This window comes from Nocardia heshunensis (assembly GCF_054782115.1).
In genome coordinates this window covers 513,732-527,481 of sequence record NZ_BAAGTC010000004.1, presented here as the reverse complement: position 1 = coordinate 527,481, position 13,750 = coordinate 513,732, and the positions used below count along the sequence as shown (strand labels likewise).

16 protein-coding genes are annotated in these 13,750 nt (G+C 67.8%); 7 read left to right on the top strand and 9 right to left on the bottom strand.

The genetic code is table 11. The features are described 5' to 3' along the window. Positions 1-22 precede the first annotated feature (22 nt). Complete coding sequence (locus ACYVN4_RS15060) at positions 23-1,603, top strand: protein kinase domain-containing protein (RefSeq protein WP_460721432.1); 1,581 nt, start codon at positions 23-25, stop codon at positions 1,601-1,603. Next, positions 1,600-3,495 (top strand): Stk1 family PASTA domain-containing Ser/Thr kinase, encoded by a 1,896-nt coding sequence (gene pknB, locus ACYVN4_RS15055; RefSeq protein WP_460721431.1) that lies wholly within the window; start codon positions 1,600-1,602, stop codon positions 3,493-3,495. Before ACYVN4_RS15060 ends, pknB begins: the two co-directional genes overlap by 4 nt. Before the next feature lie 83 nt (positions 3,496-3,578). On the opposite strand, the gene ACYVN4_RS15050 is transcribed toward pknB, so the two are convergent. From ACYVN4_RS15050 to ACYVN4_RS15040, 3 genes are read right to left on the bottom strand one after another with little or no spacing between them, the layout of a single operon-like run. Next, positions 3,579-4,037, bottom strand: coding sequence for a dCMP deaminase (locus ACYVN4_RS15050; RefSeq protein ID WP_460721429.1), 459 nt, complete (start codon positions 4,035-4,037; stop codon positions 3,579-3,581). Then, positions 4,027-4,710, bottom strand: a complete 684-nt coding sequence (locus ACYVN4_RS15045; RefSeq protein WP_460721427.1) for a RibD family protein — start codon at positions 4,708-4,710, stop codon at positions 4,027-4,029. The genes ACYVN4_RS15050 and ACYVN4_RS15045 overlap by 11 nt, the downstream gene beginning before the upstream one ends. 7 nt (positions 4,711-4,717) lie before the next feature. Further along, on the bottom strand, positions 4,718-5,359 hold the full coding sequence (locus ACYVN4_RS15040) for an aminodeoxychorismate/anthranilate synthase component II (RefSeq protein ID WP_460721425.1): 642 nt from the start codon (positions 5,357-5,359) through the stop codon (positions 4,718-4,720). Positions 5,360-5,508: 149 nt separating this feature from the next. Here ACYVN4_RS15040 and crgA point away from each other — a divergent pair, with 149 nt between their 5' ends. Beyond that, positions 5,509-5,775, top strand: coding sequence for a cell division protein CrgA (gene crgA, locus ACYVN4_RS15035; protein ID WP_379359200.1), 267 nt, complete (start codon positions 5,509-5,511; stop codon positions 5,773-5,775). An 87-nt stretch (positions 5,776-5,862) separates the two neighbouring features. Continuing rightward, the gene (locus ACYVN4_RS15030; RefSeq protein ID WP_460721423.1) at positions 5,863-6,306 is read left to right on the top strand and encodes a PH domain-containing protein; all 444 of its coding nucleotides are present in this window, start codon (positions 5,863-5,865) and stop codon (positions 6,304-6,306) included. On the opposite strand, the gene ACYVN4_RS15025 is transcribed toward ACYVN4_RS15030, so the two are convergent. Both ACYVN4_RS15025 and ACYVN4_RS15020 read right to left on the bottom strand, forming a co-directional pair. Continuing rightward, on the bottom strand, positions 6,303-7,178 hold the full coding sequence (locus ACYVN4_RS15025) for a rhomboid family intramembrane serine protease (protein ID WP_460721421.1): 876 nt from the start codon (positions 7,176-7,178) through the stop codon (positions 6,303-6,305). The genes ACYVN4_RS15030 and ACYVN4_RS15025 overlap by 4 nt on opposite strands. 27 nt (positions 7,179-7,205) lie before the next feature. Then, a complete protein-coding gene (locus ACYVN4_RS15020) occupies positions 7,206-7,733 on the bottom strand; it encodes a peptidylprolyl isomerase (RefSeq protein ID WP_460721419.1) in 528 nt (175 codons plus the stop codon). Between the two features lie 216 nt (positions 7,734-7,949). Here ACYVN4_RS15020 and ACYVN4_RS15015 point away from each other — a divergent pair, with 216 nt between their 5' ends. From ACYVN4_RS15015 to ACYVN4_RS15005, 3 genes are all read left to right on the top strand, one after another. After that, complete coding sequence (locus tag ACYVN4_RS15015; protein ID WP_452395160.1) at positions 7,950-8,219, top strand: hypothetical protein; 270 nt, start codon at positions 7,950-7,952, stop codon at positions 8,217-8,219. Positions 8,220-8,233: 14 nt separating this feature from the next. Further along, on the top strand, positions 8,234-10,072 hold the full coding sequence (gene glmS, locus ACYVN4_RS15010) for a glutamine--fructose-6-phosphate transaminase (isomerizing) (RefSeq protein ID WP_460721417.1): 1,839 nt from the start codon (positions 8,234-8,236) through the stop codon (positions 10,070-10,072). A gap of 77 nt (positions 10,073-10,149) precedes the next feature. Further along, positions 10,150-10,329 (top strand): hypothetical protein, encoded by a 180-nt coding sequence (locus tag ACYVN4_RS15005; RefSeq protein WP_460721415.1) that lies wholly within the window; start codon positions 10,150-10,152, stop codon positions 10,327-10,329. 3 nt (positions 10,330-10,332) lie between these two features. On the opposite strand, the gene ACYVN4_RS15000 is transcribed toward ACYVN4_RS15005, so the two are convergent. The 4 genes from ACYVN4_RS15000 to ACYVN4_RS14985 all read right to left on the bottom strand — a co-directional run bounded on the left by ACYVN4_RS15000 (position 10,333) and on the right by ACYVN4_RS14985 (position 13,652). Then, positions 10,333-11,175, bottom strand: a complete 843-nt coding sequence (locus ACYVN4_RS15000) for an ABC transporter permease (protein ID WP_460721413.1) — start codon at positions 11,173-11,175, stop codon at positions 10,333-10,335. Beyond that, the gene (locus ACYVN4_RS14995) at positions 11,172-12,167 is read right to left on the bottom strand and encodes an ATP-binding cassette domain-containing protein (RefSeq protein WP_460721411.1); all 996 of its coding nucleotides are present in this window, start codon (positions 12,165-12,167) and stop codon (positions 11,172-11,174) included. The genes ACYVN4_RS15000 and ACYVN4_RS14995 overlap by 4 nt, the downstream gene beginning before the upstream one ends. Before the next feature lie 11 nt (positions 12,168-12,178). Then, on the bottom strand, positions 12,179-12,400 hold the full coding sequence (locus ACYVN4_RS14990; protein WP_460721409.1) for a hypothetical protein: 222 nt from the start codon (positions 12,398-12,400) through the stop codon (positions 12,179-12,181). A gap of 226 nt (positions 12,401-12,626) precedes the next feature. Continuing rightward, complete coding sequence (locus tag ACYVN4_RS14985) at positions 12,627-13,652, bottom strand: adenylate/guanylate cyclase domain-containing protein (RefSeq protein ID WP_460721407.1); 1,026 nt, start codon at positions 13,650-13,652, stop codon at positions 12,627-12,629. Positions 13,653-13,750: the final 98 nt, after the last annotated feature.

Sequence of the window (13,750 nt, the reverse complement as noted above, 5' to 3'; positions counted from 1 at the left end):
TGCAAGGTAGACAGGGTCTCGAATGCTGAACAACGGTGCGATGATCGCGGACCGGTACCGGCTGCAGCGGCTGATCGCCACCGGCGGCATGGGCCAGGTCTGGGAAGCGTTGGACACCCGGCTGGATCGCCGGGTGGCGGTGAAGGTGCTCAAGGCGGAATTCTCCACCGATCCGACCTTCCGGCAACGCTTCCGTACCGAGGCGCGGACCACCGCGCAGCTCAACCATCCCGGCATCGCGAGCATCTACGACTATGGCGAGACCCAGGATCCGTCCGGCGGCGAGATCGCCTATCTGGTCATGGAATACGTGCAGGGTGAACCGCTCAACGCGGTGCTCTCGCGGCTCAACCGGCTCTCGGTGGCGCAGGGCCTGGACATGCTCGAGCAGACCGGCCGCGCGCTACAGGTCGCGCATCTCGCGGGCGTCGTGCACCGGGATGTGAAGCCGGGCAACATTCTCGTGACGCCGACCGGTCAGGTGAAGATCACCGACTTCGGCATCGCCAAGGCCGTGGATGCCTCCCCGGTGACCAAGACCGGCATGGTGATGGGCACCGCCCAGTACATCGCGCCAGAGCAGGCCACCGGCGAGGACGCCACCGCCGCCTCGGACGTCTACTCGCTGGGAGTGGTCGGCTACGAGGCGCTGTCGGGCGCCCGGCCGTTCACCGGCGACGGCGCGCTGACCGTCGCCATGAAGCATGTGCGGGAGGCCCCGCCGCCGCTGCCCGCCGATCTGCCGCCGAACGTGCGGGAGCTCATCGAGATCACCATGGCCAAGGATCCGACCCAGCGCTACACCGACGGTGGCGAATTCGCCGACGCGGTGGCCGCGGTGCGATCCGGCCGCAGACCCACGCCGCCCGGCGGCATCCCCGTCTCGCAGTCCATGACCGGCGCCACCCGGGTGCTGCCGCCCGGGCCGACCATGATCATTCCGGGGGCCCGGGCCGATCAGGCCACCACGCGGTATCAGACCCCGTCGCAGCAGATGCGGCAGGCGCCGGAGCCTCCGGCGGCCTCGACCACCGTGCTGTCGGGACCTCGCACCCCGGTCGGGCCGATGACCTTCACCGGTCCCGCCGCCAACCCGGAGGACGAACGCTTCACCCCTCGGCAGAAGGCGATGGCCGGGCTGGCCCTGGGCGTGCTGATCCTCATCGCGGGTGTCGGATTCATGGTGGCGAGCAGCAACTCCAAGGACACGACGCCGCCCGCCCGTACCAGCGCGGTGGTCGCGCCCACCGCGCCGCCGACGACCACCACCACGGTGCCGCCGACCACCACCACGCGGGAACGGCCGGTGCCACCGCCGCCGACCACCTACGACCCGCCCCCGACCACCACCCCCGAGCCGACGACGACACCGCCGCCGACCACGACCACCCCGCCGCCGACCACCACGTCGACGCGACCGACCACCACACCGGGTCGACCGACCACTACGAGCCGCTGGCCCTGGCAGCAGCCGGGCGACTTACCATCAGTTCCAGTTGTTCCCGGTGTGAGTCCCGGCGGTGTGAGCCCGGGTAGTGATCGCAGTCCGTTGTACGGCCAGGACCCCTATTCATCCACAGTCCCGCAGCAAGGATTGCCATGACGACCCCGAAGAACCTCTCCTCCCGCTATGAGCTGGGTGAGATCATCGGGTTCGGTGGCATGTCCGAGGTGCACAAGGCCCGGGATCTGCGGCTGGGCCGGGATGTGGCGATCAAGGTGCTGCGCGCCGACCTCGCCCGCGATCCCACGTTCTACCTGCGGTTCAAGCGGGAGGCGCAGAACGCGGCCGCGCTCAACCATCCGGCCATCGTGGCGGTGTACGACACCGGTGAGGCCGAGATCGACGGCGGCCCGCTGCCCTACATCGTCATGGAGTACGTGGACGGCGACACCCTGCGCGACCTGGTGCGCGGCAAAGGTCCGTTTCCGCCGCGCCGTGCCATGGAAGTCATCGCGGATGTGTGTGCGGCGCTGGATTTCTCGCATCGCAACGGCATCGTGCACCGCGATATGAAGCCGGCCAACATCATGATCAACCGCGCGGGCGCGGTGAAGGTGATGGACTTCGGCATCGCCCGCGCCATCGCCGACAGCTCCAACCCGATGACGCAGACGGCCGCCGTCATCGGCACCGCCCAGTACCTCTCCCCCGAGCAGGCCCGCGGCGAGCAGGTGGACGCGCGCTCGGATGTGTACTCGGTGGGCTGTGTGCTCTACGAGATCCTCACCGGCGAACCGCCTTTCACCGGCGACTCCCCGGTCGCGGTGGCCTACCAGCATGTTCGGGAGGATCCGCGGCTGCCGTCGCAGGTCTATCAGGGCGTGCCGCGCGAACTCGACTCGGTCATCCTCAAGGCGATGAGCAAGAACCCGGCCAACCGGTATCAGACCGCGGCCGAGATGCGCGCCGACCTGATCCGGGTGCTGGGCGGGCAGAAGCCCACCGCGCCGCTGATCATGACCGACGAGGACCGCCTCGACGACGAACTGCCGCCGCCGCGCAGCTACCGCACCGTCGAACGCCGCGACGACACCACCGAGCAGGAGATCGTCGAGGCCGATCCGCGCCGGCGCACCGCCCTGATCGCCGTGCTCGCGGTGGTCGCGATCGCCGCGGTGGCCGGGCTGCTGTGGATGGTGATCGGGCCGGGTGCGCGACCGGACCAGGTCGCGGTGCCCGACGTCGCCAATCAGACCTATCAGGTCGCGCAACAGAATCTGCAGAAGGCCGGTTTCACCGTCTCCATCCAGCAGAAGAACGACCCCAAGGTCGCGCAGGGCAATGTCATCTCCACGCAGCCGCTGGGCGGTTCGCGCGTCGACAAGGGCAGCAATGTCACCGTGCAGGTCTCCGCGGGCCCGCAGCAGGTGCCGGTGCCGAAGCTGGCCGGACTCAGCCAGCAGCAGGCCGAGCAGCAGCTGAATTCGGTAGGGCTGCGGCTGAATCCGGACGTGAAGAAGCAGACCTCGAGCGTCGACGACAAGGACAAGGTCGTCGCGCAGAGTCCCGACGCGGGTCAGAAGACCGACTCCGACGGGCAGGTCACCATCACCCTCGGGTCCGGCCCGGACAAGGTCCGGGTGCCCGATGTGGTCGGGCAGTCCATCGATGTCGCGCAGTCGACGCTGTCGGATACCGCCGGATTCCAGGTGACCGTCCAGGAGGTGCCGAACAACCAGCCCAAGGGCACGGTCATCGCCACCAATCCGGCCGCGGGCACCAATGCCGACAAGGGCTCGACCATCACCGTCCAGGTGTCCAGCGGCGAACAGCTGACCATGCCCGACCTGCGCGGCATGACCCCGGCCCAGGCCGTGGACATGTTGCGGCAGAAGGGCTGGAACGGTCAGGTCAGCCAGAACACCATGAGCACCCTGAACGCCGGTGAGGTCGGGCGGATCCTGGCGCAGCAGCCGACCGCGGGGTCCGCGCTGAGCAAGACGCAGACGGTCACCATCACGACCGGCATCCTGTCCCTCGGCCCGAATTGATCGGGACCGGACATCGATAACAGGGGTTCGCGGCCTTGCCGCGGACCCCTGTTTCATGTGAAACCTTGACGGTCGGGTGAAACCTAAAGGCGCAGATGCCGGTTCATCGACATCGCCTCGTCGGCCAGATCGGCCAGTTCGACGACCTCGACGCCGTGCTCACGCAGCTTTTCCACGCCCACACAGTTCTCGACGAAGGTGCCCGGCTCCCGCCAGGCGATGACCACGCGCCGAATCCCGGCCGCCAGAATGCGATCCGTGCACGGCGCGCGGTCCTTGCTCCCGCGCTGTGAGCAGGGCTCCAGCGTGCTGTAGAGGGTGGCGCGCCGCAGCCGCGGATCATCACCCAGCTTGTTCAGTGCCGACTCCTCGGCGTGCACCTTGTCGTCGGTCTCCCGCGACCACCCGTGCTCGATCTCCACGCCGTCCGCGCCCACGATGACCGCACCCACCGCGAAGGCGGTGTCGCTGGGCGGGCACAGCCGCGCCAGCCCGATGGCATGCCGCATCCAGCCGCGATCTCCGCGCGACTCATCCGACATCGGAATCCTCCTTCGGCAGATAGCGAAGCAGCGCGATATCGCCGATCCGCCCCACATCGGCCAGTTGCATGCGGTGCTGCGGGCCGCCGGGGAAGGCGGCGGGCCCGAGAAAACGCGGTGCGGCCGGATCGCCGACCACCACCGGCGCGACGGCCATCCAGATCTCGTCGACCAGTCCGGCGGACAGGAACGCGGTGTGAATCGACCCGCCGCCTTCGACCATCAGCCGTTCGACACCTCGTTTGCCGAGGTCGTCGAGTAGCGTCTCGAAATCGATTGCCGCGCCCAGCGATACGACCGCGGCGTACTCGTCCAGCCGATCACCGAGGCGGTCCGCCCCGGAATCGGTGGTGTAGACCAGTCTTTCGCCGCCGGTGTGCCAGAACCGCAGCGCCGGATCGAGATCGCCGCCCGCGGTGACGATCACGCGCAGCGGGTACTCCGGCCTGCCCGCGGCGATCCGGTGCAGGCGCCGATCCGGGTTGTTCACGAGCAGCCGCGGATTGTCGCTGCGCAGGGTGCCCGCGCCGATGAGAATCGCATCCGATTCCGCGCGCAAGGTGTCGACGCGATCGAAATCGGCCGCGTTCGACAACAGCAGCCGATCCCGGCTCGTGTCGTCGATGTACCCGTCGATGCTGACGGCCACCGACAGCATGACGTGCGGCCTCATGCGGCGCTCATGACGCGAGGGCCGCGACCTCCGCCTCCAAGGTCTGCACCAGTCCCTCCGCCGGCCGCTCGCCGCAGACTTCCAGCCAGTTGGCGAGCATGCGGTGCCCACCCTGGGTGAGCACGGATTCGGGATGGAACTGCACACCGTGGATGGGCAGATCGCGATGCCGCAAAGCCATGACGATGCCGGATTCGGTGCGGCCCAGCACCTCCAGCTCCGGCGGCATGGTCTCCTCGAGAACGGTCAGCGAGTGGTAGCGGGTGGCGATGAACGGATCGGGCAGCCCGGCCAGCACGCCCGCACCGATGTGGAAGACCTCGCTGGTCTTGCCGTGCAGCAGTTCGGGGGCCCGGGTCACGGTCGCGCCGAACGCCTCACCGATGGCCTGGTGCCCGAGGCAGACGCCGAGCAGCGGGGTGGCATGCTTGGCGGCGGCGTGCACCAGCGGAATGCTCGCGCCCGCGCGGTCCGGGCTACCCGGTCCGGGGCTGATCAACACGCCGTCGTAGTCCTGAACCACCGCATCGACATCCGCGAGCCGCTCATCGTCATTGCGCCAGACCTCGGCATCCACACCCAGCTGTCCGAGATACTGAACCAGGTTGAACACGAAGCTGTCGTAGTTGTCGACGACCAGTACACGCATGATTCGAGAGTAGTGGGCGGGCCCGGCCTCGTCGCATGCAATACCGCCGAACCGTGTCGCCACAATCGCGCCAACCCTCCCCGACGACACTTTCCCCAGGGTTCCCGGGATAATGTCTACGCAGACAGCACGCCGAAAACGAGGACGTCATGCCGAAGTCGAAGGTCCGGAAGAAGACCGATTACACGATCAACCCGGCCAGCCGCACGCCCGTGCGGGTGAAGTCGGCTGGTCCGTCGCCGATCTGGTACGTCGGCATCATGCTGGGCTTCATGCTCGCGGGGCTGGCCTGGCTGCTCGTCTACTACCTGGCCAATGAGCACATCGGGTGGATGAGCGACCTGGGCGCGTGGAACTTCCTGATCGGATTCGGCCTCATGGTCGTCGGGCTGATCATGACCATGCGCTGGCGCTAGCCGCATGCCGGCGTGTGCCTTACATCATTGTTATTCATACACACCTGTGGATGAGCCTGTGGACAACTCGAGGAGGGAGTGGGGAGAGTGACCTCGTCCGATCCCTCCTCCCGCCTGGCGTGGTCCACACCCCTGGGCGCCCTCGTGGTGTGCGGCATCGGCGGCGTGGTGCTGGCCGGGGCCGCCTTTCTCGCCACCGACGGTCCCGGCCGCCTGCTCATCGGGCTGGCCGCCGCGGGACTGCTGTTCCTGACCGTCATGGGCCTGCGACAGCGGCCGCGGATCGCGGTCGAACCCGGTGATCCCGTGCAGGTGGTGGTCCGAGGACTGGCCGGGCCGCAGCGCTACACACCTCAGCAAGTCCTGCGCGTCCGCGTGGTGAACTACCGGCGACTGGGTCGCCGGATGCCCATGCTGGAAATGGATGTGGATCACCACGGGGACGAGAAGCTGCTGATCTTCGGCCGCTGGGATCTCGGCGCGCACCCCGAAGACGTCCTCGAGGTGCTGCGGATTCACCTGGCGCGCTAGCCCGTCAGGGCCGGGGCGGCCAGCGCCGTCACGAGCACCGCGACCACGGCCACCGCCGCGACCGACGCCCAGCCGACATTGAGGGCGGTGCGGTTTTCGCGTATCCCCAGCCAGCGCGGCAGATACAGAATTCCCACGGCGGCCACCGTGCCCGCCAGCAGTCCGCCCAGGTGCGCCCAGATCGAGATGCCGGGCACTGAGAACGTGATGACCAGGTTGATTCCCAACAGCACCGCGATCTGGGTGAGGTTCTGCCGGGTCCGCAGCATGATCACGCCGACCGCGCCGAAAATGCCGAAGATCGCGCCCGACGCACCCGCCGAGGCGGTGAGCGGATCCGACAGCGCGGTCACCGCGGCCGAACCGCCGAGCAACGCGGCCAGGTAGACGGCCACGAAACGGCCGCGGCCCAGGGCCACTTCGCAATACGGGCCGAGCACGTAGAGGGCGAACATGTTGGCCAGCAGGTGAATCGGGCCGTAGTGCAGGAAGCCGGAGCCGATGACTCGCAGCCAGCCGCCGCTCTCCCCGACCAGGCCGGGCACCAGCACCCAGTCGTAGAACAGCCGGGAACGGTTGTTGTCCATCAGGCTGTGCGCCTGCAACGCCGTGATCGCGAAGACGATCACATTGATCGCGATCAGCGAGTAGGTGACGTACGGCTTGGGAATCTGTGACACCGGTGTCCCGGCGGCGTTGCGGACCGGTCGAACATCATTGCGGCCCTGCTGGACACATTCCACGCAGTGCTGCCCAACCGCGGCCGCGGTGAGGCACTCCGGACAGGAGGGACGCCCGCACCTGGTGCAGGCCAGACCGGTGGGCCGGTCGGGGTGGCGGTAGCAGGTCGGTGCGGGCGACTGGGGCTGCATGTGAATTCTCTTCGGCTCGGGCCGGATTCAGGAGATGGTGATGCTGTTGATCACGATCTCGTCCTTGGGCCGGTCGTTGCGGTCGGTGGCGGTGTGGGCGATGGCGTCGACCACCTTGCGCGAGTCCGGATCGAGGACCTCGCCGAAGATGGTGTGCTTGCGGTTGAGGTGCGTGGTCGGACCCACGGTGATGAAGAACTGGGAGCCGTTGGTGCCCGGCCCGGCATTCGCCATGGCCAGCAGGTAGCCGCGGTCGAAGCGCAGCTCCGGGTGGAACTCGTCCTTGAATTCGTAGCCGGGGCCGCCCCGGCCGGTGCCGGTCGGGTCGCCGCCCTGCAGCATGAATCCCTCGATCACCCGGTGGAAGATCGCACCGTCGTAGAACGGGCCGGAGTCGGTGCCCGACGCGTTCTTGGTGGTGTAGGGCGCGGACCCGTCGGCCAGGCCGAGGAAGTTGCGGACCGTGGCAGGGGCGTGGTTACCGAAGAGCGAGATCTTGATGTCGCCCTGATTGGTGTGCAGGGTGGCGACGGCGGTCTGGTTCGGTGAGGTCACGCCCGCCAGCCTAAGCTCCCCCGCCTCCCCGAGCCTTTAGCGGGCGGCTGAGAGCCGTTGGCGTCATGCATCCGTGCCTGCGTTGGGAGCCGAAACAACTCTGGACGTACCCGGTGAGTTACCCTCACCTCGCGAAATCAGTAGTTCCTTTCACAATCTGCCCGAATTCGGGCACAGAAGTGGCGGAAATGGTCGCGGCATGGCAAGTTCGGTCGAGTGAATGACGGGGTTCCGGCCGATCTGGTCCGCCATGTGGCGGCCTCCACCGGCCTGCCGCCCGCCGTCGCGGCCCGCGTGGTCGCCGACGTCGTCGGATACTTCGACGAGACCGCCGAACAGTTCGTGCGCCGCAGACATGCCGAACTGCAGGGCCGCCAGCTCCGCAATGCCGAGATCTGGCAGCGCCTGGCCGACGAGCTCGCGCAGCGCCCGGTGGCCGCCCCCGAATTCACCGAACGACAACTGCGTCGCCTCGTCTACGGGTAGGAGTCCGTCCCGCAATGTGTGGAATCGTCGGTTACATCGGGCATCGAGAGTCGGTACCGGTCCTGTTGGAGGGCCTGCACCGGCTCGAATACCGGGGCTACGACTCCGCCGGCCTGGCCGTGCCGCACCGCGGCCGGTTGCGGGTCACCAAGACCCAGGGCCGGGTCCAGGACCTGCGCGACAAGGTGGACGGCGAGGGCACCCGACTCAAGGGCAATGTCGGCATCGCCCACACCCGTTGGGCCACCCACGGCGAACCCTCCGACGCGAACGCGCACCCGCACCTGGACGGTTCCGGGCGGATCGCCGTGGTGCACAACGGGATCGTGGAGAACGCGGAAGAACTACGCGCGGCCCTGACCGCCGAGGGCGTGGAATTCCTCTCCGACACCGACACCGAGGCGATCGCGCACCTGGTGGCCGCCGCCCTGGACGGAACCGACACCCTGGAAGACGCCGTGCGCACCGCGCTGCGCCGGGTGCAGGGCACCTTCGGCCTGCTGGTGCTGGACGCCCGCCGCCCCGACGAGCTGGTGGTGGCCCGCAACGGCTCCCCCATCGTGCTCGGCGTCGGCGACGGCGAGATGTTCGTGGCCTCCGACGTGGCCGCCCTGGTGCACCACACCCAGCGCGTGGTGTTCCTCGACGACGGCGAGCTGGCCACCGTGCGCGCCGGTGAATTCCGCACCAGCACACTGGGTCTCGAGGCGCGCCGCACCGACAAGATCCCGACCACCATCGATATGGCGGCGGAGGATTACGCGCTGGGCGGGTACCCCGACTTCATGCGCAAAGAAATGGCCGAACAGCCCGACGCGGTGCGCCGGGCCCTCCGCGGTCGCCTCGACGAACGCTTCGCCACCGCCGTGCTGGGCGGACTCAATATGGACGCGCGCGAACTGCGCGGCATCAGCAAGGTGGTGTTCCTGGGCTGCGGCTCGGCCTACTACGCGGGCCAGCTGGGCGCGCAGCTGGTCGAGGAGCTGGCCCGGATTCCCGCCACCGCCGAACCCGCCTCGGAGTTCCGCTACCGCAACCCGGTGGTCGACCCGGACGCCCTCTACATCGCCATCAGCCAGTCCGGCGAAACCCTGGATACCCTTGCGGCCGTTCAGGAATTGCAGCGTAAGGGCGGCCGCGTCATCGGCGCGGTGAACGTGGTCGGCAGCGCCATCGCCCGCGAATGTGGTGCGGGCGTGTTTCTGCACGCGGGCCCCGAGGTCTCGGTGGCCTCCACCAAGGCGCTCACCAATATGACCGTCTCCTTCGCCATGCTGGCGCTGCTGCTGGGCCGGGTGCGGGATCTGTCCGCGGCCGGTGGCGAACGCATCGTGAGCGGACTGCGCGCACTGCCCGACGCCATCGACGCCGTGCTCGCCGCCGAGGCCGATATCGCCGATATCGCCACCCGATATGCCAAGGCGCGCAGCATGTTCTTCATCGGCCGCGTCCGCGCCTGGCCGGTGGCGCGCGAGGGCGCGCAGAAGCTCAAGGAGATCTCCTACATCCACGCCGAGGCGTACCAGGGCTCCGAGCTCAAGCACGGCCCGCTGGCGCTCATCGATCCGGATATGCCGAGCATCGTGCTGGTTCCCGACGACGAGCTGCTCGCCAAGAACATCACCACCATCGAGCAGATCAAGGCGCGCGGCGGCCCGGTCATCGCGGTCACCAATGCCGAGCTGCCGGACAGCTTGGCGGACGCGGTTATTCGCGTTCCGGCGGTGTGCGCGGAATTGGACCCGATCGTCCTCACGATCCCACTGCAATTGCTGGCCTATCACACCGCAATGGCTCTCGGGCGGGACATCGACAAGCCCCGCAACCTTGCGAAGAGCGTCACTGTGGAGTGAAGGGGTGTGGGGGCTGGGCCCCCACACCCCCTTACCCCGTCCGTGCACGAATCCCATTGCTGTGCCAGCATGGTCGGATGGAGCTGGGGAGCATTCGTAACAAGGTCATCGTGGCCGCCCTTTTCGCGATTGCGGGCGGCGTCATAGCGTTCTTCGTGAGCAAGCGCCCGCAGCCGCCGGCACCGGCCGCGGAGCCACCGCGCCTGGGCTATTCGCGCAACGGCTCCGCGCCGACACCGGATCTGGTTACCCACTGACCGTCAGCGGCTGACGGACCGCTTGTACTGCTTCAACGCCAGCGGCACGAAGATCGCGAGGATCACGACGATCCACAGGAAGGTCGTCGCGACCGGATGCTGCATCGGGAAGACGTCCTGCGCCGGTCCCATCGGGCTGGTGTTGCCGAACAGGTCACGGGTCGCCTGCGTCACCGCCGACACCGGATTCCATTCCGCCACAACGCGGAGCACCGTGGGCAGGTTCTGCGACGGCACGAAGGTGTTGGCGATGAACGTCAGCGGGAAGATCACCATGAAGTTCGCGTTGTTGTACACCTCCGGCGCCCGCACCAGCAGCCCGATCACGGCCAGAATCCACGACACCGCGTACGCGAACAGCAGCAGCAGGACGTAGGCGAGCACGGCGTCGAAGAACGAGCCGCGGATGCGCCAGCCCACCACCAGGCCGGTCAGCGACATCACCACCAGGCTCACCACATTCATCACCATGTCGGCCACGGTGCGCCCGATCAGCACCGCGGACGGTGCCATGGGTAGCGAGCGGAAGCGGTCGATGATGCCCTTCTGCATATCCTCGGCCAGGCTCAGACCCGTGTAGGTGGCACCGAACACCACCGTCTGCGCGAAGATGCCCGCGATCAGGAATTCGCGATAGGACGTGCCCTGCAAGGTGATTGCCGAGCCGAAGACGTAGGCGAACAGCAGCACGAACATGATCGGCGACAGGGTGGAGAACACCAGCACGTCCGGCACGCGCCGAATCTTGATCACGTTGCGCTTGGTGATGGTGATGCTGTCGGTGACGACCATGGCGAGTCGCTGTGCGGCCGAGGGCCTTTCGGCGACCGCGAGACCGGCGCTCATCGGGCCCCACCCCCGACCTTCTCGTCGGAATCCCGGTTGCCGTTGATCAGATCCTCGGCCTCGTGCCCGGTCAGTGTCAGGAAGACGTCGTCGAGCGAGGGCTTGCGCAGACCCACGTCATGAATCTTCACCTCGTGCTTGCCGAGCAATCCGATGGCGTCGACCAACGCCTGCGAGCCGTCCACCACCGGCACGATGATGCGGCGCATGCCCGGTTCGAGCCGAATCTCCCCGTGCGCCAACCCTTCCAGCGCCTGCCGGGCGAGGGCCAGATTGTCGGCGTGATCCACGACCAGTTCGATGCGGTCGCCCCCCACCATGGCCTTGAGCTCGTCGGAGGTGCCCTCGGCGATGACGCGGCCGTGGTCGATGACGGCGATGGAATCGGCCAGCCGATCGGCCTCCTCCAGGTACTGGGTGGTCAGCAGTAGCGTGGTGCCGCCCGCCACCAGTTCCTCGATCACATCCCAGAGATCCAGGCGTGCACGGGGATCCAGGCCCGTGGTGGGTTCGTCCAGGAACAGCACCGGTGGATTGGCGACCAGCGCGCCCGCCAGGTCGAGGCGGCGGCGCATACCGCCGGAGTAGCCCTTGACCGGCCGGTCGGCGGCATCGGCGAGACGGAAGCGGTCCAGCAGTTCCCGGGCGCGCTCCTTACTGCGTTGCACGCCCATGTGATACAGCCGCCCGACCATTTCGAGATTCTCGAAACCGGTGAGGTATTCGTCGACCGCCGCGTACTGGCCGGAGGTGCCGATGCGGGAGCGCAGCAGCTGCGGATCCTTCAATACGTCCACCCCGGCCACGGTGGCCCGCCCGGCATCCGGGACCAGCAGGGTGGTGAGCACCCGTACGGCGGTGGTCTTACCCGCGCCGTTCGGGCCGAGCAGGGCGGTCACGGTGCCTTCGGGGACGGAAAGGTCCAGGCCGTCGAGTGCGACCAGTTGGCCGTACTTCTTGACCAGACCCTCGGCGACTATGGCGTCGGGCATGATTCTCCTGACTACACGCTGGCTTTGAACTGCACAGATGAGGTCGAACAGGACCAAACGCTCTCGGCCAGTATGGCGCGGCGCAAAAGTGGCCGCATCCCATCAGTGCGCCGGCGGTGCTCGGGGTTGCCGGTATGGGATGCGGCCGATTCGATGATCCGCCCGGTCACCGGCGTCGATCGCGAGTAGTGCGCTACTCGAATCGAATTCGACGAAGGACGCAATTCGGTCACGATGGCATCGTGCCACTCGGGTACGACATTTTTTCCTCAAAAAATCTTCGAACGCGATGCCCCGATAGCTACACAATCCCCATTCGTCGCGTAGGATCGTTCCCGTCGGCCCCTCCCCCCCGGGCCGACCTAACGCGGGCCTCGGCTAACTCCCCCCCTTCGCCGAGGCCCGCTCCTATGTCCGGGGTAGGTTGCACCGCGGCCCGGACCGCGCGTGCATCCGCACTTACACCAGCGGGCGAATCACATTGCGGCGCAGCACATGCCCGTGCAGTCGGTTGATGCCCTTCACCCGTACGGTGGCCAGGTGCCGCAGCGTGAATTGCGGGTCGTCGTAGAGCGCCTCGGCCACCCCGTCATCGACCAGGACGGTGCCCGGACGGGCCACACCGGTGAGGCGCGCGGCGGTGTTCACCACCGAGCCGTAGAGGTCGCCGAAACGTTGCAGGACCTCCCCGTAGGCCAGACCCACCCGCAGTTCCTGGGTGACACCGTGCGAGGCGATGGCCGCCTCCTGCACCGCGAGCGCGATCCGCGCGCCGTCGGCGGCGGACGCGGCGGCGAACATGACCTCGTCGCCGACATTCTTGATCACCCAGCCGCCGTGGGCCACGATCGCATTGCTGGTGGCCGTCTCGAACGCCTCCAGCAGCGCCGACAGCTCGTCGGGTTCCAGGTGCCGGGTCAGGCGGGTGTAGCCGACCATGTCCGCGAAACCGACGGTCAGCAGCCGCAGCGTGTCCCCCGCCTCCGCGCCGCCGTCCAGCGAGCGGGCCAGGGCGGCGTCCAAGTGGCGGCGGAAGGCGTAGCGCTGCAACGTCTCGAACTCGGTGACCACATCCTCGGTGGCGGCGCGGGCCGCCTCCTTGGGATCGGCGTCCGGATTCTCCCGGGTGATGGTGGCGATCCGGTCCAGGATCTCCTCGGTCACCAGATCGACCTGCCATTCGGCGAGACGGGCCATGGACCGGCCCAGCGTGCGCGCCGCGGTGGTCTGCCGGTGCACATCGGCCGAGGCCAGCACGTGCAGTTTGGCGAAGGTCTGGGCGGCCTCGATATCCGATTCGCTGTACTCGACCGCGTTGTCGTCCGGATCGGCCGGGAAGCCCAGGGCCACCCACAGTCGACGGGTCATCGAGTTGGGCAGTCCGGTGAGTTCCGAGACCTGCCGCCGGTCGTATTTCCGCGGCCCGCCGAGCAGGTACGGCTCCACCACGGACTGCACCAGTGCGGAGATCTCAGGGGACGCCATCCCTCGACCTTACGACGTGAATCGGGCCGCAAACCGCCGCTTGTTCCGTGTCACAGTCGAGAACTTTCCGGTCGGTTTCACCGGTGTCACGGCGTGAA

Excerpts from the sequence above, each read along its gene's own strand:
- pknB (WP_460721431.1), top strand. The coding sequence starts at position 1,600 with ATGACGACCCCGAAGAACCTCTCCTCCCGCTATGAGCTGGGTGAGATC.
- ACYVN4_RS15045 (WP_460721427.1), bottom strand. The coding sequence starts at position 4,710 with ATGAGGCCGCACGTCATGCTGTCGGTGGCCGTCAGCATCGACGGGTAC.
- ACYVN4_RS14985 (WP_460721407.1), bottom strand. The coding sequence starts at position 13,652 with ATGGCGTCCCCTGAGATCTCCGCACTGGTGCAGTCCGTGGTGGAGCCG.
- ACYVN4_RS15025 (WP_460721421.1), bottom strand. The coding sequence starts at position 7,178 with ATGCAGCCCCAGTCGCCCGCACCGACCTGCTACCGCCACCCCGACCGG.
- ACYVN4_RS15040 (WP_460721425.1), bottom strand. The coding sequence starts at position 5,359 with ATGCGTGTACTGGTCGTCGACAACTACGACAGCTTCGTGTTCAACCTG.
- glmS (WP_460721417.1), top strand. The coding sequence starts at position 8,234 with ATGTGTGGAATCGTCGGTTACATCGGGCATCGAGAGTCGGTACCGGTC.
- ACYVN4_RS15050 (WP_460721429.1), bottom strand. The coding sequence starts at position 4,037 with ATGTCGGATGAGTCGCGCGGAGATCGCGGCTGGATGCGGCATGCCATC.
- crgA (WP_379359200.1), top strand. The coding sequence starts at position 5,509 with ATGCCGAAGTCGAAGGTCCGGAAGAAGACCGATTACACGATCAACCCG.
- ACYVN4_RS15000 (WP_460721413.1), bottom strand. The coding sequence starts at position 11,175 with ATGAGCGCCGGTCTCGCGGTCGCCGAAAGGCCCTCGGCCGCACAGCGA.
- ACYVN4_RS15060 (WP_460721432.1), top strand. The coding sequence starts at position 23 with ATGCTGAACAACGGTGCGATGATCGCGGACCGGTACCGGCTGCAGCGG.
- ACYVN4_RS15005 (WP_460721415.1), top strand. The coding sequence starts at position 10,150 with ATGGAGCTGGGGAGCATTCGTAACAAGGTCATCGTGGCCGCCCTTTTC.
- ACYVN4_RS14995 (WP_460721411.1), bottom strand. The coding sequence starts at position 12,167 with ATGCCCGACGCCATAGTCGCCGAGGGTCTGGTCAAGAAGTACGGCCAA.